Annotated in this window: 19 protein-coding genes and 5 tRNA genes; 20 read left to right on the top strand and 4 right to left on the bottom strand. The window is 49.5% G+C overall.

What is annotated here, in order from left to right:
* Window positions 1-71: 71 nt before the first annotated feature.
* Together IX84_RS16040 and IX84_RS31095 are read right to left on the bottom strand one after the other, a co-directional pair.
* The gene (locus IX84_RS16040; RefSeq protein WP_044222928.1) at window positions 72-908 is read right to left on the bottom strand and encodes a phosphatidate cytidylyltransferase; all 837 of its coding nucleotides are present in this window, start codon (window positions 906-908) and stop codon (window positions 72-74) included.
* A gap of 15 nt (window positions 909-923) precedes the next feature.
* Window positions 924-1,835, bottom strand: a complete 912-nt coding sequence (locus IX84_RS31095; protein WP_052516059.1) for a CPBP family intramembrane glutamic endopeptidase — start codon at window positions 1,833-1,835, stop codon at window positions 924-926.
* Window positions 1,836-1,996: 161 nt separating this feature from the next.
* Here IX84_RS31095 and IX84_RS16050 point away from each other — a divergent pair, with 161 nt between their 5' ends.
* The 5 genes from IX84_RS16050 (at window position 1,997) to IX84_RS31105 (ending at window position 10,083) form a co-directional block, all read left to right on the top strand.
* Complete coding sequence (locus IX84_RS16050) at window positions 1,997-2,713, top strand: pyridoxine 5'-phosphate synthase (RefSeq protein ID WP_044222930.1); 717 nt, start codon at window positions 1,997-1,999, stop codon at window positions 2,711-2,713.
* 207 nt (window positions 2,714-2,920) lie between these two features.
* Complete coding sequence (locus tag IX84_RS16055) at window positions 2,921-6,133, top strand: SusC/RagA family TonB-linked outer membrane protein (protein WP_044222932.1); 3,213 nt, start codon at window positions 2,921-2,923, stop codon at window positions 6,131-6,133.
* Between the two features lie 88 nt (window positions 6,134-6,221).
* Window positions 6,222-7,664: a SusD/RagB family nutrient-binding outer membrane lipoprotein gene (locus tag IX84_RS16060; protein ID WP_044222935.1), complete on the top strand. Its 1,443-nt coding sequence runs from the start codon at window positions 6,222-6,224 to the stop codon at window positions 7,662-7,664.
* A 102-nt stretch (window positions 7,665-7,766) separates the two neighbouring features.
* Window positions 7,767-8,873, top strand: coding sequence for a DUF3179 domain-containing (seleno)protein (locus IX84_RS31100; protein ID WP_052516060.1), 1,107 nt, complete (start codon window positions 7,767-7,769; stop codon window positions 8,871-8,873).
* Between the two features lie 79 nt (window positions 8,874-8,952).
* Window positions 8,953-10,083, top strand: coding sequence for a DUF3179 domain-containing protein (locus tag IX84_RS31105; RefSeq protein ID WP_052516061.1), 1,131 nt, complete (start codon window positions 8,953-8,955; stop codon window positions 10,081-10,083).
* Window positions 10,084-10,498: 415 nt separating this feature from the next.
* On the opposite strand, the gene IX84_RS16080 is transcribed toward IX84_RS31105, so the two are convergent.
* Window positions 10,499-10,948: an energy transducer TonB gene (locus tag IX84_RS16080; RefSeq protein WP_052516062.1), complete on the bottom strand. Its 450-nt coding sequence runs from the start codon at window positions 10,946-10,948 to the stop codon at window positions 10,499-10,501.
* 107 nt (window positions 10,949-11,055) lie between these two features.
* Between IX84_RS16080 and IX84_RS16085 the strand changes: the two genes are divergently transcribed.
* Entirely contained in the window at window positions 11,056-11,952 is an 897-nt protein-coding gene (locus IX84_RS16085; RefSeq protein WP_044222955.1) for a tyrosine-type recombinase/integrase, read from the top strand.
* A gap of 58 nt (window positions 11,953-12,010) precedes the next feature.
* Window positions 12,011-12,316 (top strand): ribosome hibernation-promoting factor, HPF/YfiA family, encoded by a 306-nt coding sequence (hpf, locus tag IX84_RS16090; RefSeq protein WP_044222956.1) that lies wholly within the window; start codon window positions 12,011-12,013, stop codon window positions 12,314-12,316.
* Between the two features lie 9 nt (window positions 12,317-12,325).
* On the opposite strand, the gene IX84_RS32975 is transcribed toward hpf, so the two are convergent.
* Window positions 12,326-12,634 (bottom strand): hypothetical protein, encoded by a 309-nt coding sequence (locus IX84_RS32975; RefSeq protein ID WP_152605091.1) that lies wholly within the window; start codon window positions 12,632-12,634, stop codon window positions 12,326-12,328.
* A gap of 79 nt (window positions 12,635-12,713) precedes the next feature.
* Between IX84_RS32975 and IX84_RS16095 the strand changes: the two genes are divergently transcribed.
* The 13 genes from IX84_RS16095 to rpoB all read left to right on the top strand — a co-directional run bounded on the left by IX84_RS16095 (window position 12,714) and on the right by rpoB (window position 22,261).
* Window positions 12,714-12,787: transfer RNA gene (locus IX84_RS16095), tRNA-Thr, on the top strand.
* 73 nt (window positions 12,788-12,860) lie between these two features.
* Window positions 12,861-12,943 (top strand) — tRNA-Tyr (locus IX84_RS16100).
* A gap of 107 nt (window positions 12,944-13,050) precedes the next feature.
* Window positions 13,051-13,123, top strand: a tRNA-Gly gene (locus IX84_RS16105).
* Window positions 13,124-13,342: 219 nt separating this feature from the next.
* Window positions 13,343-13,414, top strand: a tRNA-Thr gene (locus IX84_RS16110).
* 66 nt (window positions 13,415-13,480) lie between these two features.
* The gene (tuf, locus tag IX84_RS16115) at window positions 13,481-14,677 is read left to right on the top strand and encodes an elongation factor Tu (protein WP_044222958.1); all 1,197 of its coding nucleotides are present in this window, start codon (window positions 13,481-13,483) and stop codon (window positions 14,675-14,677) included.
* A 100-nt stretch (window positions 14,678-14,777) separates the two neighbouring features.
* A tRNA-Trp gene (locus tag IX84_RS16120) sits at window positions 14,778-14,850 on the top strand.
* Window positions 14,851-15,014: 164 nt separating this feature from the next.
* The gene (secE, locus tag IX84_RS16125; RefSeq protein WP_044222961.1) at window positions 15,015-15,203 is read left to right on the top strand and encodes a preprotein translocase subunit SecE; all 189 of its coding nucleotides are present in this window, start codon (window positions 15,015-15,017) and stop codon (window positions 15,201-15,203) included.
* Between the two features lie 19 nt (window positions 15,204-15,222).
* Window positions 15,223-15,837, top strand: coding sequence for a transcription termination/antitermination protein NusG (gene nusG / locus IX84_RS16130; protein ID WP_238578293.1), 615 nt, complete (start codon window positions 15,223-15,225; stop codon window positions 15,835-15,837).
* Between the two features lie 113 nt (window positions 15,838-15,950).
* Window positions 15,951-16,427, top strand: coding sequence for a 50S ribosomal protein L11 (gene rplK, locus IX84_RS16135; RefSeq protein ID WP_044222964.1), 477 nt, complete (start codon window positions 15,951-15,953; stop codon window positions 16,425-16,427).
* A gap of 65 nt (window positions 16,428-16,492) precedes the next feature.
* On the top strand, window positions 16,493-17,185 hold the full coding sequence (gene rplA / locus IX84_RS16140; protein ID WP_044222967.1) for a 50S ribosomal protein L1: 693 nt from the start codon (window positions 16,493-16,495) through the stop codon (window positions 17,183-17,185).
* Window positions 17,186-17,210: 25 nt separating this feature from the next.
* Window positions 17,211-17,738 (top strand): 50S ribosomal protein L10, encoded by a 528-nt coding sequence (gene rplJ / locus IX84_RS16145; protein WP_044222970.1) that lies wholly within the window; start codon window positions 17,211-17,213, stop codon window positions 17,736-17,738.
* A gap of 102 nt (window positions 17,739-17,840) precedes the next feature.
* Window positions 17,841-18,221, top strand: a complete 381-nt coding sequence (rplL, locus tag IX84_RS16150) for a 50S ribosomal protein L7/L12 (RefSeq protein ID WP_044222973.1) — start codon at window positions 17,841-17,843, stop codon at window positions 18,219-18,221.
* 218 nt (window positions 18,222-18,439) lie between these two features.
* Window positions 18,440-22,261, top strand: coding sequence for a DNA-directed RNA polymerase subunit beta (gene rpoB, locus IX84_RS16155; protein ID WP_044222976.1), 3,822 nt, complete (start codon window positions 18,440-18,442; stop codon window positions 22,259-22,261).
* Window positions 22,262-22,298 lie beyond the last annotated feature (37 nt).

Here is a 22,298-nt window from a genome sequence, read left to right on the forward strand (position 1 = left end):
ATGTTCGTTAATTTTGCTCCAAATTTAGGTGGAAGATCTGATATCCTAAGCACATGGGGGAGAATAATGTTCTATCGGATCCAAAGGAGGTAGGCTGTCGCAAACGGGAGCAGGAAGATAAACGCATCGAATCGGTCGAGTAGCCCACCGTGCCCCGGGAGCAGCCCCCCCGAGTCTTTTATCTGCACACTCCGCTTGAGCATAGACTCCACCAGGTCGCCCAGCGAGCCAAAAATCACAACGATGGCGGCCAGTACCAGCCAGTCACGCAGGTCCAGCTCCTGAAAAGTGTAGTACAGGATCATCCCGAAAACAAGCGTAAAGATCATTCCTCCAGCTGAGCCCTCCCAGGTCTTTTTAGGGGAAATGCGCGGGAAGAGGGGCGTTTTCCCGAACTTAGAGCCTACAAAGTAAGCGCCGGAATCATTCACCCAGTTCATAACTAAAAGTGCAAAAACGAGATTCGGATAATACAGACCGCTGTCAAAAGCTACAAAAAGCAGCAGCGCGAAGGGGACGCCGATGTAAACCATACCCAGCATCACAAAGGCTACGTTTTCAAAGGGGCGCTCCGATTTTGTATACAGCTCATAGATGAAGACCGAAAAGGTGAACGGAAAAAACAAAAGGGAGGAAATAGCGATAAAGGCTTCCCGGTTTGGTACCAGTTGGAGTTGCACGATGGTGCTCATAAAAAAGGGCACGAGCCCAAGCCCCAGTGCCAGCATGCGCCGTATCATATCCCGGCGGTGCTGCTTGGTGAGCACGAGCCCGAAGAATTCCCACAGCGCGCCTCCGGTAATAACGGCAAACAGGGCCACGAAGCTCACTGGGCCTGCGTAAATGCAGCCTGTTACGACGAGGACGAAAATAATACCGGTAATGGCGCGTTGGATCAGACCATTCATGTTTTGGTATATCAGTTAGGGCTGCAGGGGCGTTTCTTCAGCCTCCGTTGGTTTTACTTTTGTTAAATAATGCTGGTAAAGATAGTAACTCAATCCCGCAATTAGTAATACGGACAAACCGGTCGCCCACCAGTTGACATCTTCAATGGTCGATTCCGCCAACGCATTTTTCTGTATATACTGCCCGGCGATCTGCATACCATTGATGAAGAAGTGCGCCAGAATAGGTACCCAGAGGCTTCTGGACCACAGGTACAAATAGCCCAGCCCAGCCCCCAGAAATAAGCGTGGGAAAAAACCGGCAAATTGAAGGTGAAAAGCGCTGAAAATAAAGGCTGCCATCCAGACGGCCAATACGGGGTTCTGCCCCATGCGCTCCAGTTGCTGCTGTATGATACCTCTGAACAATAACTCTTCTCCAATTGCCGGGAGAACGGCCACGACGAAAAGCGTGAGCAGGAATTCGCCCGCAGAGTTCATGACCAAAATCCCTTTGATCATTTCGGCAGCATCGCCCTCCATATTGTTGGCCCAGTCCGGCAAGGGCAACTGCATATTAAGCCAGTACAGAAACTGAGAGAAAATAAAGATGCCAAAAATAAAGGCCACCGCTGCGGAAAGTATATTGACGGAAGCTCCCCGGTCCAGCCTTAGATAATGTAAGGCTCGTTGGCGGTAAACCAGATAAGCCGTCAGCGCAGAGGAAACCGTGAATACGAAAAGCTGGGAAAAAAGATTGACTACCCGTACGAGGTTGCGCTCTTCCACCGGGCTTTGTTCATTAAAGCCAGTAATCACGGTGTTCAGCTCCAGTCCCTGCAGTTGTGCGGCCAGGTATCCGAGCCCGCTGCCAATTCCGGCTCCCACCATCATAAAGAGGATTAGGAGCAGGAATACGCCCAGTGGCGGTAAATTTTCTGTATCCATAAGTTGGTCTCTATTCCGGTCGAAGTTAGGAAAATTGTGGCAACCTTAGGGCTTCCGGTAACTGGCGTTGTATTGCGCAGCCGTTGCCCCGGTGTTCAGGCAACCAAGCAGACCGAAAAACGTTCTACAAATTTACTCCTAATCCAAAAATCAAAGATGGCATGCCAACTCGTCTAAGTGTAAATATCAATAAAGTTGCGCTAATCCGAAACGCCCGGTTGGGCAACCTCCCGAATCTGGTGCAAGTCGCAAAAGACTGCGAACGGTTCGGAGCAGAAGGCATCACCGTGCACCCCCGCCCGGATGAGCGGCACATCCGCTACAGCGATATTCCGCAGCTAAAAGCCGTGAATACCACCGAGTTCAATATAGAAGGCAACCCCACGGAAAAATTTATGGAGCTGGTGCAGCAACACCAGCCCACACAGGCTACGCTTGTGCCGGACAGCCCCGATGTGCTGACCTCTGATCAGGGGTGGGACACCATTAAGCACAAAGCCTTTTTAAAAGACATCACACAGCAGCTGCACGCATCAGGCGTGAGGGTGTCTGTTTTTGTTGATCCAGTTGCCAAATATGTGGAAGGGGCGAAGGAGGCAGGTGCAGACCGCATCGAATTCTATACCGGAGATTATGCCAAACAGTTTGAAGCAAACCGGGAGAAAGCGGTTGCGCCTCACGTTCAGGCTGCAAAGGTGGCCCGGGAAGCCGGGTTGGGTATCAACGCCGGGCACGACCTCAATCTCGACAACCTCCGGTTTTACCAGGAAAATATCGAAGGCCTGCTTGAAGTTTCAATTGGGCACGCCCTGATCTCTGATGCTCTTTACTTCGGGCTTTCGAATACTATTCAATTGTATTTGCGGCAGTTGGGGTAGGGACGGGATTGTTTTTGGCGTTCGTTCGGTCGGCTTACCAAAAAGGGTGAAAACAGAAATTTTGGCATCCTTCAAGGCAGCGCATTGGGAAATCATGGCGTTAAATTGACATAAGGTTAACAAAAACTTAACCTTTAAACTCTTTATGTTTGTGAAAAGCGCTACTTTAGCGTTTAACTCTACGTCTTAAAACAAAAAGTAATTAGTATGAAAAAACTCTCACTAGTGCTGGGACTGGTGGTCTTTGCCATTGGTTCCATGCTCGCACAGAGAACTGTCACTGGTACTATAAGTGACCAAAACGGCGACCCGCTCCTGGGTGCCAGTATCTTAGTCAAAGGAACAACAACGGGTACAATCACCGATATCGATGGGGCTTACTCCATCAATGTAAAGGGTGAAGATGCCATTTTTGTAGTCAGCTACACCGGCTTCGAAACGATGGAAGTAGAGGTGGGCAATCAGACTGCATTGGACATCACTATGACAGAAGGTGTGAATCTTCAGGAGGTTGTGGTGGCTGCCCTTGGTATTGAGCGCCAGGAAAAGGCACTTGGTTACTCCGTACAGGAGGTTTCAGGTGCAGAACTGGCGGAGACCAAGGAAGTCAACGTTGTGAACTCCCTCAACGGTAAAGTTGCGGGTATTCAGATCCAGGGCGCACCTTCTTCGTTGGGCGGTTCTTCCCGTATTACCATTCGGGGTTCCAACTCTTTCCTTGGTGATAACCAGCCGCTGTTCGTTGTAGATGGAATCCCGCTGGATAACTCCAACTTCGCTTCCAATGCGCAGATGCGCGGTTTTGGTGGTGGTACAGCCTATGACTATGGTAACACCATTCAGGACATTGACCCTGAAAGCATCGAAAGCATGACGGTACTGAAAGGTGCGGCTGCATCTGCACTCTACGGTCAGCGTGGTGCAAACGGTGTTATCCTGATCACAACCAAGGACGGTTCCGGCCGCAAAGGCAAGGGAATTGGTGTTGAAGTGAACTCAAGCATGACGCTTGATCAGGTGAACAACCTCATCCCTCACCAGCAGGAATACGGCGGCGGTGCCTTGAACACAGGTACCCCACACGGGTTCAATACTGTAATTCAGGATGGTCAGGAATACCTCTATCCTTCTTACTCAAAGGACGGTTCATGGGGACCAAAGTATGACCCTAACCGTCTGGTTCGCCACTGGGACAGCTGGGACCCAGGCAGCCCACTGTACAAAGAAGTACGCCCATGGGTTGCTCCTAACTCCGGCTACGAAGACTTCTTCGAAACAGGTCAGACGCTACAGAACAGCATCGCGCTTAGTGGCGCTAACGACCAAGGTAACTTCCGCCTGGGCTTCACCAACCTGAGCCAGGCTGGCACTATGCCCAACGGTGAACTCGAGCGTAACACACTTACCTTCAACTCCGGGTACAAAATCCACGATCGCGTACGTGTGGAACTGGCAGGTAACTACGTTCGTACGGATGCACAAAACCGTAACGTAACGGGCTACAACAACGGTAATCCAATGCAGGCCTTCACCCAGTGGTGGCAAACACAGCTGGATATGGACCGTCTGCGCAACGATGTCCGCACGGATGGTTTCCAGCAGACCTGGAATGCACGTGGCCCTCAAAAGGACGCTGACAACAATCTGTTGTTCTACGATGAGCAGCCCAACTTCTTTGATAACCCATTCTGGGTACGTGAGAACTTCCTGCAGGAAGATACCCGTAACCGCTTCTTCGGTAATGGTCAGGTAGTTGTTGACCTTGCTGAAGGCCTTTCACTTTCCGGCCGCGCTGGTACAGATTTCTATCAGTTCAGCACTCGCGAAGGTATTCCAATTCAGTCCGTGGAGACTTCTTACTACGGAGAGGAAGAGCGCCGCTTCCAGGAAACTAACATGGAAGCAAAGTTGAGCTATAACAAAGACTTCGACCGCATTTCATTGAATGTTGTTGCTGGTGGTAACCGCATGCGTCAGTTCATCCGCCGTACTTCTGCTGAGACTAATGGCGGTCTGGCACTGGAAGGTTTCTACAATATTAGCAACTCCCTGGCTTCTCCAATCGTATCAACGAACGAGCAGGAGTGGGGTATCAATAGTGTATTTGGTCTGGCTTCTATCGGCTTTGACAATTGGCTGTACATGGATGTTACCGCTCGTAATGACTGGTCTTCCACGCTTCCGGAAGGGTCAAATTCTTACTTTTACCCATCCGTTTCATTGAGTGCAGTAATTTCTGACTTACCGGTATTCGGTGGTGCCATCGGCCCGATCTCATTCGCGAAAGTACGGGCAAGCTACGCTCAGGTAGGTCTGGATGCTGATCCTTACCGCCTGACAGACGTATTCTCTCCACAGGTGCCTAACTATATGGGCAACCCTCGCTATGCGGTACCAAACGGACAGAATAATCCAAATCTTGGCCCAGAGCTTACTTCTGAGTATGAATTTGGTCTTGATCTGCGCATGTTCAATGGCCGATTCGGCATTGATATCGCTTACTATGACCGGACTACAGAAGACCAGATATTCTCTGTTCCTGCCTCAGCAGCTACCGGCTATACTTCCAAAATTCTTAATGCCGGTGAGATGCGCAACTATGGCGTAGAATTCCAGGTAAACGTAGTGCCAATCGAAACTGAGGACTTCCAGTGGAATATTACGCTGAATGCACTGCGCCAGAACAACGAGGTGGTTAGCCTTGCTGACGGTGTGGAAAGTATTGCACGTGGAGGCACATGGGCTGCTGACCTTCGTATTGCTGAAGGACTGCCATACATGGCTATCTTCGGACAAGACTACGTGTTTAATGAAAATGGTGAGCGCCTGGTGGATGAAGACGGGTTCTACCAGTTTACCAGTGAGCGTGTATTCCTCGGTTCTGCGATCGCAGACTGGACCGGTGGCCTGCAGACAGGCTTCCGCTACAAGGGGCTCTTTGGTAGCGTTTTGTTTGACTTCCAGAAAGGAGGGGCTATCCACTCTACATCTCTGCAGTGGTCTAAGTACTCCGGCATGCACCCTGAGACCGTTTCTTTCAACGGAATCGATGACATTCGTGCCGAAGGTTTGATCCTGCCAGGTGTGAAGGAAGACGGTACGCCAAACGATATTGCGGTTGATCCACAGGTATATTACCAGACCTACTGGAACCGTGCTGCGCCAAACGTATACGAAGCCAGCTTTATCAAGCTGCGTGACGTACGCCTTGGCTACAAGATTCCTAACCGTCTGTTTGGCAAAGCGCCATTCCGTGACGTAACGGTGTCTATCTTTGGCCGTAACCTGGCTATCCTTACTGCTGACCTGCCATACCTCGATCCACAGATCATCACAGGTGCTGGTAACGATCAGGGACTGGAAAACGCACAGATTCCTTCTACCCGTTCTATGGGTGTTAACCTGAGCTTCAAGCTTTAATTTTAACAATACCGAAACGTTTGGCGGGCAATGCTTTCGCCCGCCAGGCGTTTTGTTCGGTGTTTTTTAACTTAAATAAAAGTTTACAATGAAATATATCTTTCAATATAAGTATGCCCTACTACTAAGCGTACTGCTGGTTGGGTCTACTGCCTGTGAGGATATCACAGAGCTAAACATTGACCCGAATAACCCAATCGATGTACCCGCTGTAAACCTGGTGACAGAAGCGGAGTATCAGGTCAATCGTGTACTTTGGAGCCGTGGTTATAACGCAGAGTGGACCATGCTTTGTGTGCAGCACTGGGCTCAGAATGAGTACGCTGAAGAGTCTCGTTATACCGTAGATGGCAATGACTTTGATGTGGAATGGGTCGACTTCTATACAGACGTTCTGAAAGAACTTGAAGTGGCAAAAGGAATGATCCAGATGGACGAAACGCTTACAGAAGCGGTGCGGGGCAACCAGATTGCTATCATTGAAATCCTGATGGTTCATACTTTCCACAATATGGTGGATGCTTTCGGTGATATGCCTTACACACAGGCGTTGAAGAGTATCGAGTTCCCACTCCCTGCCTATGATACACAGCAGAGCATTTATACGGACCTGCTTGCACGTATGCAGGCGGCTGTTAATGCACTTGATCCTTCTTCTGGTTCATTTGATTCCGGCGAATTGATCTATAACGGTGATGTTGACATGTGGCGCAAGCTCGGTAACTCTCTGATGATGCGTATGGCTATGCGTATTGTTGATGTGGACGAGAACACTGCCAAGACGTACATCGCTTCTGCAGCTGAAGGTGGTATGCTTGAAGGCAATGAGGATAATGCACTGTTTGAATTCTCTTCTGATCCAAATATTGCAAACCCGCTCTTCATTGATGCTGTAATCAATACCCGTGATGACTTTGCCGTCACTGATGTACTGGTTGACAATCTCAAGGCTATGGGAGACCCTCGTCTTGATGTGTATGCAGCTCCTACCAACAGTGGTGAAATCGTAGGTATGCCTTATGGCCTGACTGACGGTGATGCATTCGCACTGAAGTCCACAACTTCCCGTCCAAGCGGAAGGGTACGTGAGGCTACTGCTCCGGCTGTGATCATTGACTTTGCTGAGGTGAACTTCCTGGCAGCTGAGGCTTTCCAGCGTGGAATTCTCGCTGGAGATGCTGCTGCTGCTTATGCTGCAGGTATCGAAGCGTCTATGAACTACTGGGGTATCACTGATGAGGCTGCGATTGCAGACTACGTTGCTGCTAACCCTTACAACGCAGACAACTGGAAAGAGTCTTTGGGCTGGCAAAAGTGGATTGCATTCTACATGAATGGCCCTCAGGCATGGGCAGAATGGCGCCGTCTGGACTACCCGCAGCTGGAAGTGCCAGCTGCTGCTACCAACGATGTAATCCCTGTTCGCCTGCCTTATCCAATTAGTGAGCAGACGCGTAACAACTCTTCTTTGCAGGCCGTTACTTCTAACCCTAACGACCTGAGCTCAAAGTTGTGGTGGGACGTGAACTAAGTTAAGCTCGACAGAGTTAATACTCCGAGTTAATCGTGTAGGGGCTGTTGTTACTGATGTGGCAACAGCCCTTACTTATTCCAGGAATTGTCATCTCCGATTATGAAATATTTATCCCTGTGGGTGGTTCTTGTCACCTTGATCTGTGTAGGCTGTTCAGCGGATGTGCCCGTGCCGGAAACTACCATTCCTGCGAGCCCGGGGCCAAAGACCAAAGTAATAGAGGATTGGCTTGCAGGAAAGCACATAGTCGTGGCGGGAAGTAAAGCCCGCAACGTGGTGGTGGCTTTTGAGCGCGAACTCAACGGCGTGTTGCTAGACTTTCAGGGGGTAGACCGTAGCTTTCCTGTTATTATGACTGATGCTTCCGGTACCAGCTGGGATGTTTGGGGGCGAGCAGTCAATGGTCCTTTGGCGGGCAGTCAGCTTCGCCCACTTAATGCCGGAATGGGGTATTGGTTTGTCTTTAGCGCATCTTATCCCGGGCTTGAACTGCATGAGGCGGGAGGTATCGATGCGCCCCTGGCATGGGATACACTACCGGGATGGAGTATTCCGGAAGCAGGGGTGGCGCAGGGAGCAGACTTTAATGAGATAGAAGCCCTTGACAATCCCCAGTTCATACAATACCATCCTTTCGAAATTTCACCGGATGATGGGTTTTACCTAACAGATGAAGACCTGGTCGTTGTGGTCCGAATCAACGGAGAAACAAAAGTCTATCCACACGCTATCCTAAACTGGCACGAAATCATAAACGACGAAGTCGGCGGAATCCCGGTTTCGGTTACTTACAGTCCGCTAACCGGGACCGCAAAAGTGTGGGAAAGAGACAGTATCCTTTATGGAGTGTCTGGGCTGATCTACAACAATAATATGCTGGCTTTCGACCGATTCACAGAGAGTTTTTGGTGGCAGCTGGAAGGCAGGTGCATATTTGGAGGATTACAGGGGGAATCACTGGCGCTGCGGCATTATCTGGAAACGACCTGGGGAACCTGGACAAGAGTGGATCCCTCTCCGGTGGTTGTATCTGACCTGCAAGGTAGCGGCTATGCTTACAGGGATTTCCCCTATGGTGATTATCAGACCAATGACCATATTACCTACCCGTTACTTTTTGAGGACCACCGCCTTCCATCCAAGGAGCGGGTCTTCGCAGTTGTTGCGGATGGGAGGTGCAAGGTATACCCGCTGAATGTCTTTTAGCGATGGTTAGTGTTCGGGCGGGGACAGTTGCCATGGCAAAAACAACTTAACTTTACTATTTACTTTAATACGCGGGCTTATGAGTAGTAGAGGCCTTTGGGCGATTTGGATTTTAGCAGGCATCTTGACATTAGGTTGCAGCGATGAGCAAGGGGTGCCTGAACCTGTAAACCCTGGAAATAATATAGGTACCGGGTCAATAAAGCTCCTACAGGAAGAATTCAATGGGGAGCCCGTTGTGGTAGCGGGAAGTGAGCGCCGTAATCTAGTGGTCGCCTTCTCCCGACTCTTTGAAGGGGAGGTGAGGAACTTTTCTCCTGTGCAGGGGCGGCTTCCTGTTATCATGGAGGATGAGCAGGGGAACAACTGGGATGTTTTCGGTCGTGCTACCTTTGGTCCCGATGCTGGTGCTCAGCTAAAGTATGTCAATTCCGGAATGGGCTATTGGTTTGTTTTTGGGGCTTTTTATCCGGGACTGGAGTTACAGGGTCAGGGCCCCCGGGCGGTATCGGTAAATCCGGATACTACCGCTGAATGGAGCATACCTTTCTCCTATGTTGGACAGGGTACGGGCTTTGATGGGATACCTGCACTCGATGCCCCGCCTTTTATGGTCTATAATCCACTGACAATTGATCCGGAGGACCCTTTTTATCTGGAAGACAATGACCTGGTCCTTGTGGTGTCCCTAAATGGCGAAACCAAGATTTATCCTCATAAAATTCTTGACTGGCATGAGATAGTCAATGATGACGTAGGAGGAGTAGCGCTATCAGTTACTTATTGCCCCCTGACCGGAACCGGTAAAGTCTGGAAAAGAAATGAAGAAGACCTTGCAAATGGTTTTGGGGTGTCCGGACTACTTTACAACAGTAACTTACTGGCCTTTGATCGCATAACGGAGAGTTTCTGGCATCAGTTAGAAGGCGTTTCTGTTTTTGGAGACCGTATGGGTGAACGGCTGGAGCTTGTCCCTTTCGTGGAAACGACCTGGGGTACCTGGCGGGGGCTGGCACAAGACCCGTTAGTAATGAGTGAACAAACCGGGATAGATCGGGACTACACGGAATATCCCTACGGAGATTATAAAACAAGTGACCTCATTGCCTATCCCGTCCTTTATAACGATGACCGGCTTTCCCCTAAGCAGCGCGTATTTAGTATAATTGTCGAAGGTAGGGCCAAAGTTTATCAGTTGAGTGATTTTTGACCTATGCGTTATCTGCAACTCTTTCTGGTTTTCTGTTTGCCGTTGAGCCTTTACGGGCAAGGCTGTTGTTCCGGTGGCCCTCCTTTGTCTGGCAGCCTGGGGCTTGAGCCGATTCAGGGCAGGCATTGGCAGGTTGAACCGATATTTGACTACAATACACAGCAAGACCTCGTTTCAGGTACGAAATCCTTTGCCGACAACCCCCGTAACCGGCTGACTTATGCCGGGTTGCTCAGAGTAAGTTACGCCTTAAATGCGCGCCTGTCTTTTACGGTTCTAACTTCTTGGGTACGACAAGAGGAAAGGGTAAGGCGGGTTGGCGGAGGCCAAAGCATCAATTATGCACAGGGACTCAGTTGACTACCTCCCTGCGGACCCGGCTTAGTCTCCGGTATTCCTGGGGAGCTGAAAAGAATTAAAACTCAATCGTATAACTATAACTCCCCCCACCCGAAGGCGCAGCAGGCTTAGCGGGCTCCTCCTTTTTCACAGAAGTTGTATACTGATATTGCACAGCAGTAGGCTGCGCTTCCGGCTTAGGCAAACGGAAATGCACCTTAATACTATTGTGAAAAACCACCTTCGTCTTCTTCCCTGGCAATTTCGGCACTTCGAACTTTAACAACTTCGTCACCCGTACGGCTTCCTCATCACAACCCTGCCCAATGCCAGAGACGACCTGCGCTTCGGTAACCTGACCCTCATGATTGATGCTGTATTTCAGCACAACGGTGCCTTCCACCTTTGCTTTCAGCGCTTCCTTCGGGTATTGGAGGTTTTGCGCAATGAACTGCCGCAGTGCCTTGGGGCCGCCCGGATATACCGGCTTTTTGATGAAATGTTTGTCTTTCTTTTCGCGTTGCATAGCTATGCTTTATAAACAGGAGTGAGTCCCCTGCGATGATCAATGATAAGAAAATTTGACAAATAATCTTTTTCTACCTAACTTGATTCCACAGTTAAGCCCACTAAATGAAACTAGAGTCCTTCTTTCAATACCTGGAATTCGAGAAGCGTTTCTCTATCCATACCATTACCGCTTATCGCAAAGATTTGCAGCAATTCATGGAATACCTGAGTAAGGCTTTAGGTATTGACCAAATGCAGGAGGTCCGCCACAGCCATATACGGTCTTTCATGGTGGAGCTGATTACGGAAGGGCGGGAAGCCCGGACGGTTAACCGTAAGCTTTCCACTATTAAGGCCTACTACCGTTTTTTGCTCCGCAGAGGGCATTTAGCGGAAGACCCCACCCTCAAGGTATCGGCCCCCAAATTGCCGAAGCGCCTGCCGGGGGCGGTGCGGAAAGAAGCACTTCAGATCTTATTCAGTGAGGTCACATTCCCGGAAGGCTATGAAGGCAAGAGAGACCGGTTGGTCCTGGAGCTGCTGTATGCCACCGGGATGCGCCGCTCGGAGTTGATCGCGCTCCGCCCGGAGGACTTTAACTGGGCGCAGCAGGAGATTCTCATCCGCGGTAAAGGGGGGAAGGAAAGACTGGTGCCGATTGGGAAAAGCCTGGTGCTGGAAGTGCAGGACTTCATCAGGTGGCGTGAAGAGCTGCACGGGGCTAACAAACAAAAGCTCCTGTTGCTTACCGCAAAAGGCAAACCTATGTACCCCAAGCTGGTCTATAATATTGTACGTAAGTACCTCTCGGCTGTGAGCCCCGACGAGCGGCTTGGGCCACACGCCCTTCGCCACTCCTTTGCGACTCACTTGTCTGAGAATGGCGCCGAGCTTAATGCGATAAAAGCTTTGCTGGGGCATTCCAGCCTGGCTTCCACGCAAGTATACACGCATAACTCTGTAGAGCGGCTAAGAGCCGTTTACCAACAAGCCCATCCTAACGCAAAAGGGGAAGATTAGCATCTGCCCCCTGATGTGCGACCATATTTAACCTCTTTATCATCAAAAAGGAAAGATTATGAAAGTTCAAACAGAAGCAGTATCGTTCAAAGCCGACCAGAAACTCATCGATTTTATCGAACAGAAGCTACAGAAGATGGAAAAATATTTTGACAGGATTATCGAAGCTAAGGTGACGCTGAAACTGGAAAACTCCGGTCAGGTCAAAGACAAGATCGCAGAGCTCAGCATAAGTGTCCCCGGAGATACTTTATTTGTGCGGGAATCCGCCAAAACTTTTGAGTCCTCAGTAGACGGTGCTGCCTCGACGATGCGCCGGCAACTGATCCGGTACAAAGACCGCCTCCGTCGCAAATCGGCTTAAGCCGCAAGATCAGGCTTTCTGTTGTAAGCCTGATGTATAAAGGGTGGGGTTATTTGCGCCGCTTGGGTTAAGGCTCAAGCGGCGCAAGTTATTTAACGGGGAACTTTTTCCGATTCTATAGACTAATGGTATTGCAGGTTGTCCGGGAATTGCTAACTTTGCCGGGCAACTGAAAAAAAGTACCAAAAAAAGTGAACGAGCTTTTTGAATATTGACAAAAGTTGTATCTTTGCAATCGCTTTGAGAAAATGATCCAAAAGCGATGTTTGACAGGCTAAAAAAAAAGTGTTTTACCGCTTGCAGATTTGATTCTTTCAATTATCTTTGCGGGGCGATTTCAGGAAGGGTGTTACCAACCACTTTTCCGGTGTAAAAGTTGCTGTACAATGAGTCATAAGCCAGCATAGCTCAGTTGGCCAGAGCAGCTGATTTGTAATCAGCGGGTCGGGGGTTCGAATCCCTCTGCTGGCTCAAAAGCAGCAAAATCGCTTTAAAACACAAACTGCTTTCCGGAGGCTTTTTCAGAAGTTTTTGGGAAGCAAACGGGGGTGCGCCGGAGTTGGAGAGCCGGGCCAGACTGTAAATCTGGTGACTTTGTCTGAATAGGTTCGAATCCTATCACCCCCACTATTTCAGTTCCAACTGAAATTTTCGCCAATGCTACGAAGGTAGCTAAGGCGTTTTGCTGTTTCTGGTCCCTGCAAAGGGATCGCAGCATTTGAAAAGTTAGAAAAGCGGGTGTAGCTCAGTTGGTAGAGCATCAGCCTTCCAAGCTGAGGGTCGCGGGTTCGAGTCTCGTCGCCCGCTCTAATTTTCCCAGACTGCTGGGAAAACATGAAGAATAGGGGAGTGCCCTTCATCAGAATAAGGTAACCTGATCTTCTTCTTCTGAAATATTGATAAGTGTCTTGCTTAGGCAGGCACAAAAAATAAGCCGGTCACGGCAAGGAGCGTCTGCCTGATACCGAAGTTACTCTGGCAAGAGTAGCAGGATGGAAGTGCAAGCTTCATGAATGTAAAAGTTAAGCCAATGTAGCTCAGGGGTAGAGCACTTCCATGGTAAGGAAGGGGTCAGGGGTTCAATTCCCCTCATTGGCTCACTTTAGTGAACGGTACTTTATTCTGATTCATTACTAAAATTTCGCATCAAAAATTTGATTACCGATGGCTAAGGAAACTTTTGAAAGAACGAAACCCCACTTGAACGTGGGTACTATCGGTCACGTTGACCACGGTAAGACGACGCTTACTGCGGCAATCACAAACGTATTGGCCGACGCGGGTTTCGCTGAGAAGAAAGACTATGACTCTATCGATGCTGCTCCAGAAGAAAAGGAGCGTGGTATCACCATTAATACGGCACACGTAGAGTACCAAACAGAAAACCGTCACTACGCTCACGTTGACTGCCCAGGTCACGCTGATTACGTAAAGAATATGGTTACTGGTGCTGCTCAGATGGACGGTGCGATCCTTGTTGTGGCTGCTACCGACGGTCCAATGCCACAAACTCGTGAGCACATCCTGCTCGCTCGCCAGGTAGGTGTACCTAGCATCGTTGTCTTCATGAACAAAGTTGACCTCGTTGATGACGAGGAAATGCTTGAGCTCGTTGAGATGGAAGTTCGTGAGCTGCTCGATCAGTACGAATTCGACGGCGACAACGCTTCTATCATCCAGGGCTCTGCACTGAAGGCACTCGAAGGAGATGCTGACGCACGTCAGAAAATCCTTGACCTGATGGCTGCTGTTGACTCAGATATTCCTGAGCCGGAGCGTGCAATCGATAAGGACTTCTTGATGCCTATCGAGGACGTATTCTCTATCACAGGTCGTGGTACTGTTGCTACAGGCCGTATCGAGCGTGGTGTTATCAACACTGGTGATCCCGTTGAGATCATCGGTATGATGGCTGATGACGCGAAGCCACTGACTTCCACTATCACAGGTGTGGAAATGTTCCGTAAGATCCTGACTCGTGGTGAAGCTGGTGACAACGCTGGTCTGCTGCTGCGTGGTATCGACAAGAACGACATCAAGCGTGGTATGGTAATCTGTAAGCCAGGTTCTGTTAAGCCTCACAAACACTTCAAGTGCGAGGTTTACGTACTGAGCAAGGAAGAAGGTGGCCGTCACACGCCATTCTTCAACGGCTACCGCCCACAGTTCTACTTCCGTACCACTGACGTAACTGGTGATGTGAATCTGCCAGACGGTGTTGAGATGGTAATGCCTGGTGACAACGTTTCACTCGAAGTGAAGCTGCTGAACACCATCGCAATGGAGAAGGGTCTGCGTTTTGCGATTCGCGAAGGCGGTCGTACCGTAGGTGCCGGTCAGGTAACTGAGATTATCGACTAAGCAACTTTCGAACGAAACTTGTACAGGTTTATGGCCTGTAAGCAAGTCTTGAAATAAGTGAGGAAGACTGGGTTGTGTTCGACTCGGTCTTCTTCCACACACGGGCATAGCTCAACTGGTAGAGCGACGGTCTCCAAAACCGTAGGCTGGGGGTTCAAGTCCTCCTGCCCGTGCAAGTGCTAAGCCGGAGGACGCAGAAATCACCTGCTATTGGCTGGCAAAATTTACAGGGTAAATTCATTATGAATCCCATAGATACAGCGGATAGTTGTGCTATGGGATGTCTCTGTAAATTGGAAAAAATAATTTTAGGCTTCAACTTAACAAGCGAGGTAAGATGGAAAGGTTGAAATTGTACATTCTAGAGAGCTATAATGAGCTTGTTACTAAGGTAACCTGGCCATCATGGTCAAACCTACAGAGCAGCACAGTCGTCGTTTTGGTGGCTTCCATTCTGCTCGCACTGGTTATTTTCCTCATGGATGTAGTGTCCAAGGGCGTACTGGACCAGATCTATAGCCTCTAATTTTTCAGGATAATCCGTAATGATGTCTGAGGACAACGAAAAGCATATCGAAGAAGAAGAAATCACTAATGAACCATTAGAGTCTACGGGCCCTGATAAAAAGTGGTACTCTCTTCGTGTTATTAGTGGTAAAGAGCGTAAGATCAAGGAACGTATTGAGCTTGAAATCGACCGCTCAAAATGGGCAGACTTCATTACGCAGGTACTGGTACCAACTGAAAAGGTATATAAAATCCGTGCCGGGAAAAAAGTGATTTCCGAGCGGAATATCCTTCCTGGCTATATCCTGATTGAAGCTATCCCTGCCAGATTGTCTGGTGAGATCATTCAAACCATCGCCAATATTCCAAATGTCATTCACTTTTTGGGTAAGAATAACCCTATCCCCATGCGCCCTTCCGAGGCCAACCGTATGCTGGGCAAAGTGGATGAGTCGCAGGAGGCAGGCGAAGCCATGATAGAGCCATTTATTGTTGGTGAGACAGTAAAGATCATTGATGGTCCGTTCAGCGAATTTGTTGGAGACATTCAGGAAGTGAATGATGAGAAGAAAAAACTGAAGGTTATTGTTAAAATCTTCGGCAGAGGTACAGAGGTTGAGCTCAACTTCATGCAGGTAGAGAAGACCTCATAACTGGATTGTAATTTTAGCTACACGCTTTTGTCCCTGTTTTCCGACTGATGCAACCGGAATGCAGGAGCTTCCCCTAAGCAACGTAGCCCCAAATATTTTTAAAGCGAGATACAATGGCTAAGGAAATAGATACTTTTATCAAGCTGCAGGTTCGTGGTGGTGCTGCTAATCCCGCTCCTCCGGTAGGTCCGGCTCTTGGTGCTAAGGGGGTCAACATCATGGAGTTCTGTAAGCGTTTCAACGCGGAGACACAGGACAAGCAGGGGCAGGTATTGCCGGTTGTGATCACGGTGTTTAAGGACAAGTCTTTCTCCTTCGTAATCAAAACACCACCGGCGGCGGTACAGCTTCTCAACGCAGCTAAGCTTAAGAAAGGTTCTTCTGAGCCTAACCGTGACAAAGTCGGTACGGTAACCTGGGACGATTGCAAAGCAATTGCTGAAAACAAAATGACAGACCTCAACTGCTTCACAGTGGAATCCGCGATGAAGATGGTTGCAGGTACTGCCCGCAGTATGGGTATCGTTGTTAAAGGCACACCACCCTGGATGACTGAGGAAGAAGCAGCGGCAGCTGCTGCTGAGAACTAGCAAAACATTTTTAAGCAGGGAGTTCAGGCATGACCTGGACGCTATTCACCTCAAAATATTTCACAATGGCAAAAGTTGGAAAAAAACGAGCTGCTGCTGAAGCAAAAGTCGATCGTAGCAAGAGCTACACGCTCGATGAAGCCGCGGCACTCGTAAAAGAAGTCAATACGACAAAGTTTGACGCTTCCGTTGATTTGCATGTTCGTTTGGGCGTAGACCCACGAAAGGCAGATCAGGCTATCCGTGGCACTGTAGTGCTGCCTCATGGTACCGGTAAGACCAAGCGCGTATTGGTTTTCTGTACTCCTGACAAGGAAGAAGAAGCAAAAGCCGCTGGTGCAGACTATGCCGGACTCGATGAGCTGGTTCAGAAAGTACAGGGTGGCTGGACTGACTTTGATGTTGTAGTGGCGATGCCACAGACAATGGCTCAGGTCGGTCGGCTCGGCCGTATTCTTGGTCCCCGTGGTTTGATGCCAAACCCTAAGACAGGGACGGTTACTCCGGATGTTGCTGCGGCAGTATCAGACGTAAAAGGCGGCAAGATTTCTTTCCGCGTAGATAAATATGGTATCATTCACGCTTCCATTGGCCGCGTGTCCTTTGAGCCACAAAAGCTGGCTGAAAATGCGAAGGAACTGCTCGGCACACTGAGCCGTATGCGCCCGGCATCTGCTAAGGGTACTTACATGCGCAATGTAACGATGGCAAGCACGATGAGCCCCGGTATTCGGGTAGACGCCAAAAACATTGGTTAAGTAAACTTTTCAAAACCGAAGAGCAATGACTAGAGCAGAAAAGACAGCTACCATTGAGGCGTTGAAGGAGAAACTATCCGGGGTAGAATACTTTTACCTCGCAGATTCTTCTACGCTTACGGTAGAACAAATCAATAAGTTCCGCGGCATGTGCTTCGAGAAGGGCGTGGAGATGAAGGTGGTGAAAAACACCCTCATTAAGAAAGCCCTCGAAGCTGCTTCCGGGGAAAAGAATTACGAAGAACTTCATCAGGCACTTAAGGGGCATACAGCGATCCTGTTTACAGAGACCGCAAATGCGCCTGCAAAACTGATTAAGGAATTCCGCAAAGACGGTGAGAAGCCTGCGCTCAAAGCAGCTTATATCGAATCTGATGTTTATATCGGTGACGATCAGCTCGAAGCACTGGCGAACCTCAAATCGAAGGAAGACCTGTTGGCAGAGGTTATTTCACTGCTGCAGTCTCCTGCGAAGAACGTTATCGGCTCCCTCAAGTCTGGAGGTCAGACCATTGCTGGTCTGCTCAAGGCACTGGAAGAGCGCGCGGCGTAATTCAACCTGGCAGCCCCCTGTGGGGCCGCCCAATCCATACGGCTTCCAAGCTGTACGCACAATATATTTTTAAACGTACACTACTTCAAAAATTATCTTACAATGGCAGATCTGAAAGAATTTGCAGAACAGCTGGTCAACCTCACTGTTAAGGAGGTCAACGAACTGGCTAACATCCTGAAAGAGGAATACGGCATTGAGCCTGCTGCTGCAGCTGTTGCAGTTGCTGCAGGTGGTGGCGCAGCCGAAGGCGGTGCAGCTGCTGAAGAAAAGACTGAGTTCGACGTTATCCTGAAGTCTGCTGGTGCAGGCAAACTGAAAGTCGTTAAGGAAGTGAAAGGCTTGCTTGGCGTCGGTCTGAAGGAAGCGAAAGAACTGGTTGACGGCGCTCCTGGTACCATCAAAGAAGGTGTGCCTAAGGAAGAGGCTGAAAAAATCAAGGAAGCACTGGAAGGCGCCGGTGCTGAAGTTGAGCTGAAGTAATCAGCACATACAAAGGAAGGGGAGTAAGCAGGTTCCCTTTTGGAAACAGCTTATTCCTCTCCCCTCAAGGCTTAGCGAGTTGGTCTCCAACTGGCTAAGCCTATCGTCGTATAGATAAGTTCACGGAAATTGAACTTTTTCCATAATTTTGGGTATTATTACAGCGGCTGCTTTTGAGAGAAAGCTCTTGACTGCCAAGAACACAAACAATATTGCCAATGACGTCAAACGGTAAGGTATTGACCGCCGAAGAGAAGAGAGTGAACTTCGGCAAAATAAAGCTTCCCTCACCATACCCCGATCTTCTTGAAATCCAGTTAAAGTCTTTTCAGGAGTTCTTCCAGTTGGAAACAACCCCTGAAAATCGTATGAACGAAGGACTTTATAAGGTTTTTCAGGAGAATTTCCCTATCACGGATGCCAGAAACATTTTCGTTCTGGAATTTCTCGATTACTTCGTTGACCCTCCCCGCTACACCATCGATGAGTGTATGCAGCGAGGGCTTACTTATAGTGTGCCGCTGAAAGCTAAGCTGCGCCTGTCTTGTAATGACGAAGAGCACGTGGATTTCCAAACCATCGTGCAGGATGTATTCCTCGGGAACATCCCTTATATGACACCTAAGGGTACCTTCGTGATCAATGGTGCTGAACGGATCATAGTGTCACAGCTTCACCGTTCGCCAGGGGTATTCTTTGGGCAAAGCTTCCACCCCAACGGAACCAAGATCTATTCTGCCCGTGTGATCCCCTTCAAGGGCGCATGGATGGAATTCGCCACCGACATCAATACAGTGATGTATGCTTACATCGACCGTAAGAAGAAGTTCCCGGTAACGACGCTGATGCGGGCGATCGGGTATGATACGGATAAAGCCATTCTCGATATCTTCGACCTTGCAGACGAAGTACCTGCTACCCGCGACGGGCTCGAAAAAGCTATCGGGCGTAAGCTGGCGGCCCGGGTACTGCGAAGCTGGTCTGAGGATTTCGTAGATGAGGATACCGGTGAAGTGGTTACCATTGAGCGGAATGAAATTATTCTGGAGCGGGATATTGTACTCGACGAGGACAATATTGAGCTTATCCTCAATGCAGAAACCGAAACGGTTATCCTGCAAAAGGATGAAATTGACCAGGATTACTCCATTATATACAATACACTGCAAAAAGACCCTTCCAGTTCTGAAATGGAAGCGGTGCAGTATATCTACCGACAGCTGCGCGGTACAGATCCACCCGATGAAGAAACCGCCCGCGGTATCATCGATAAGCTGTTTTTCTCCGATAAGCGTTACAACCTCGGGGAAGTGGGGCGCTACAAGATCAACCGCAAGCTGAAACTGGATATTGATAAGGAAACGCTGGTACTTACTCGTGAAGACATCATCTCTATCGTGAAGTATCTGGTTAGCCTGATCAACCAGAAAGCAGAAATTGATGACATCGATCACCTGAGCAACCGCCGCGTACGTACGGTGGGCGAGCAGCTTTATGCGCAGTTCGGTGTAGGTCTGGCCCGTATGGCCCGTACTATCCGTGAGCGTATGAATGTTCGGGATAATGAGGTCTTTACACCAATTGACCTGATCAATGCACGGACTTTATCTTCTGTGATTAACTCGTTCTTCGGAACCAGTCAGTTGTCTCAGTTCCTGGATCAAACCAACCCGCTGTCTGAAATTACGCACAAGCGGCGTATTTCTGCCCTCGGGCCAGGCGGTCTTTCCAGAGAGCGTGCCGGCTTTGAGGTACGTGACGTTCACTATTCTCACTACGGCCGTCTATGTACTATTGAGACACCGGAAGGGCCAAACATTGGTCTGATTTCCACCCTTTGCGTTCATGCGAAGGTGAATAAGATGGGCTTCCTCGAAACCCCTTACCGGAAAGTGACTTCCGGATCCGTAGAGGTAAAACTGGAACCCGAATACCTGTCAGCTGAGGGCGAAGACTTTAAGCGGATCGCTCAGGCGAACGCTCCAATCACGGAAAAAGGAGCCTTTGAGTCTGATCGTATTAAGTGCCGTGAACACGGTGACTTCCCCGTACTTGCGCCCGATGAAATCGAGTACATGGACGTTGCGCCTAACCAGATTGTTGGGGTGTCGGCTTCCATGATCCCTTTCCTTGAGAACGATGACGCCAACCGTGCCCTCATGGGGTCAAACATGCAGCGTCAGGCCGTTCCACTGCTGCGCCCGCACTCACCAGTTGTGGGTACAGGACTGGAAGGTAAAGTGGCTCGTGACTCCCGTATGCTGATCAATGCCGAAGGTGATGGCGTAGTGGAATACGTTGATGCAAATGAGATCATCATCCGCTACGACCGGACCGACGAGGAGCAATTAGTTTCCTTCGAAGACAACCGGAAGATTTACAAGCTGATCAAGTTCCGCCGGACGAACCAGGGGACAAGTATTAACCTGAAGCCGATTGTAAAGCGCGGACAGCGCGTTACGAAGGGACAAATCCTTTGTGACGGCTACGCTACCGAGAAAGGCGAACTGGCATTGGGGCAGAACCTGAAAGTGGCATTCATGCCATGGAAAGGCTACAACTTTGAGGATGCTATTGTACTCTCTGAGCGTGTAGTCCGCGAGGATATCTTCACTTCCATCCACATCGAACACTTCGAAATGGACGTCCGGGACACCAAGCTCGGTGAGGAAGAGCTGACTAACGATATTCCAAACGTCAGTGAAGAAGCCACCAAAGACCTCGACGAAAACGGTATCATCCGGGTTGGTGCATGGGTGCGTGAAAGCGATATCCTGATCGGTAAGATTACTCCTAAGGGAGAGTCTGACCCAACTCCGGAAGAAAAGCTTCTCCGTGCGATCTTCGGTGATAAGGCCGGTGATGTGAAGGATGCATCTATGAAAGCACCTCCTTCCACTAAAGGTGTAATTATCGATAAGCAACTCTTTGCCCGTGCCAAAAAGGATAAAGTCCAGAAAGCACAGGAGAAAGAATTGCTCACGAAGCTGGAAGACCAGCACAAGATTGCGCTCAACGAGCTCAAGACCATCCTGATTGACAAGCTGCTGATCCTGATCAAAGGCAAGGTTTCTCAGGGCGTGAAGAGTATCTACAACGAGCCTATTATTCCTAAAGGGACCAAGTTCACACAATCTCAGTTGCGCGAAGTTGACTACACAAGTGTTGACTACACGAACTGGACAGACAATGACGACACGAACGGTCTGATAGCTAAGCTGCTGCACAACTACAGCATCAAAGTGAACGAGGAAGTTGGCCGTTATAAGCGCGAGAAGTTCAACATCAGCATTGGTGATGAGCTGCCCGCAGGCGTACTTAAGCTGGCAAAAGTCTACATGGCTAAAAAGCGTAAGCTTCGTGTAGGAGATAAACTGGCAGGTCGCCACGGTAACAAAGGCATCGTTTCCCGGATTGTGCGTATTGAAGATATGCCGTTCCTGGAAGATGGTACAGCGGTTGATATCGTGCTGAACCCACTGGGTGTACCTTCCCGTATGAACCTCGGACAGATTTTCGAGACCGTACTGGGCTGGGCAGGTGAGAAGCTGGGAATGAAGTTTGGTACGCCAATCTTCGATGGTGCCAGCAAGGAGGAGATCGATGAGTACATTCAGCAGGCCGGATTGCCAAGCCTTGGTCAGACGTATCTTTACGATGGCGAGACCGGCGACCGTTTCCATCAGCAAGCCACAGTAGGTGTGATCTACATGCTGAAGCTGTCGCACATGGTGGATGACAAGATGCACGCACGTTCCATCGGGCCATACTCTCTCATCACGCAGCAGCCACTAGGTGGTAAAGCACAGTTTGGTGGTCAGCGTTTTGGTGAGATGGAGGTATGGGCACTCGAGGCATTCGGTGCAGCCAACATCCTGCAGGAGTTGCTCACCATCAAGTCGGACGACATCAACGGGCGTGCAAAGGCTTACGAGTCTATTGTGAAAGGCGACCCACTGCCGGACCCAAGCATTCCGGAGTCGTTCAATGTACTGGTGCACGAGCTTCGCGGCCTGGCACTGGATGTGAAGTTCGACTAGGTCATGCTGTTGCTGCAGCCTAACAAATAAGATTGTT

Origin of the sequence: Phaeodactylibacter xiamenensis, from assembly GCF_000759025.1 — a bacterium.
GTDB lineage: Bacteria > Bacteroidota > Bacteroidia > Chitinophagales > Saprospiraceae > Phaeodactylibacter > Phaeodactylibacter xiamenensis.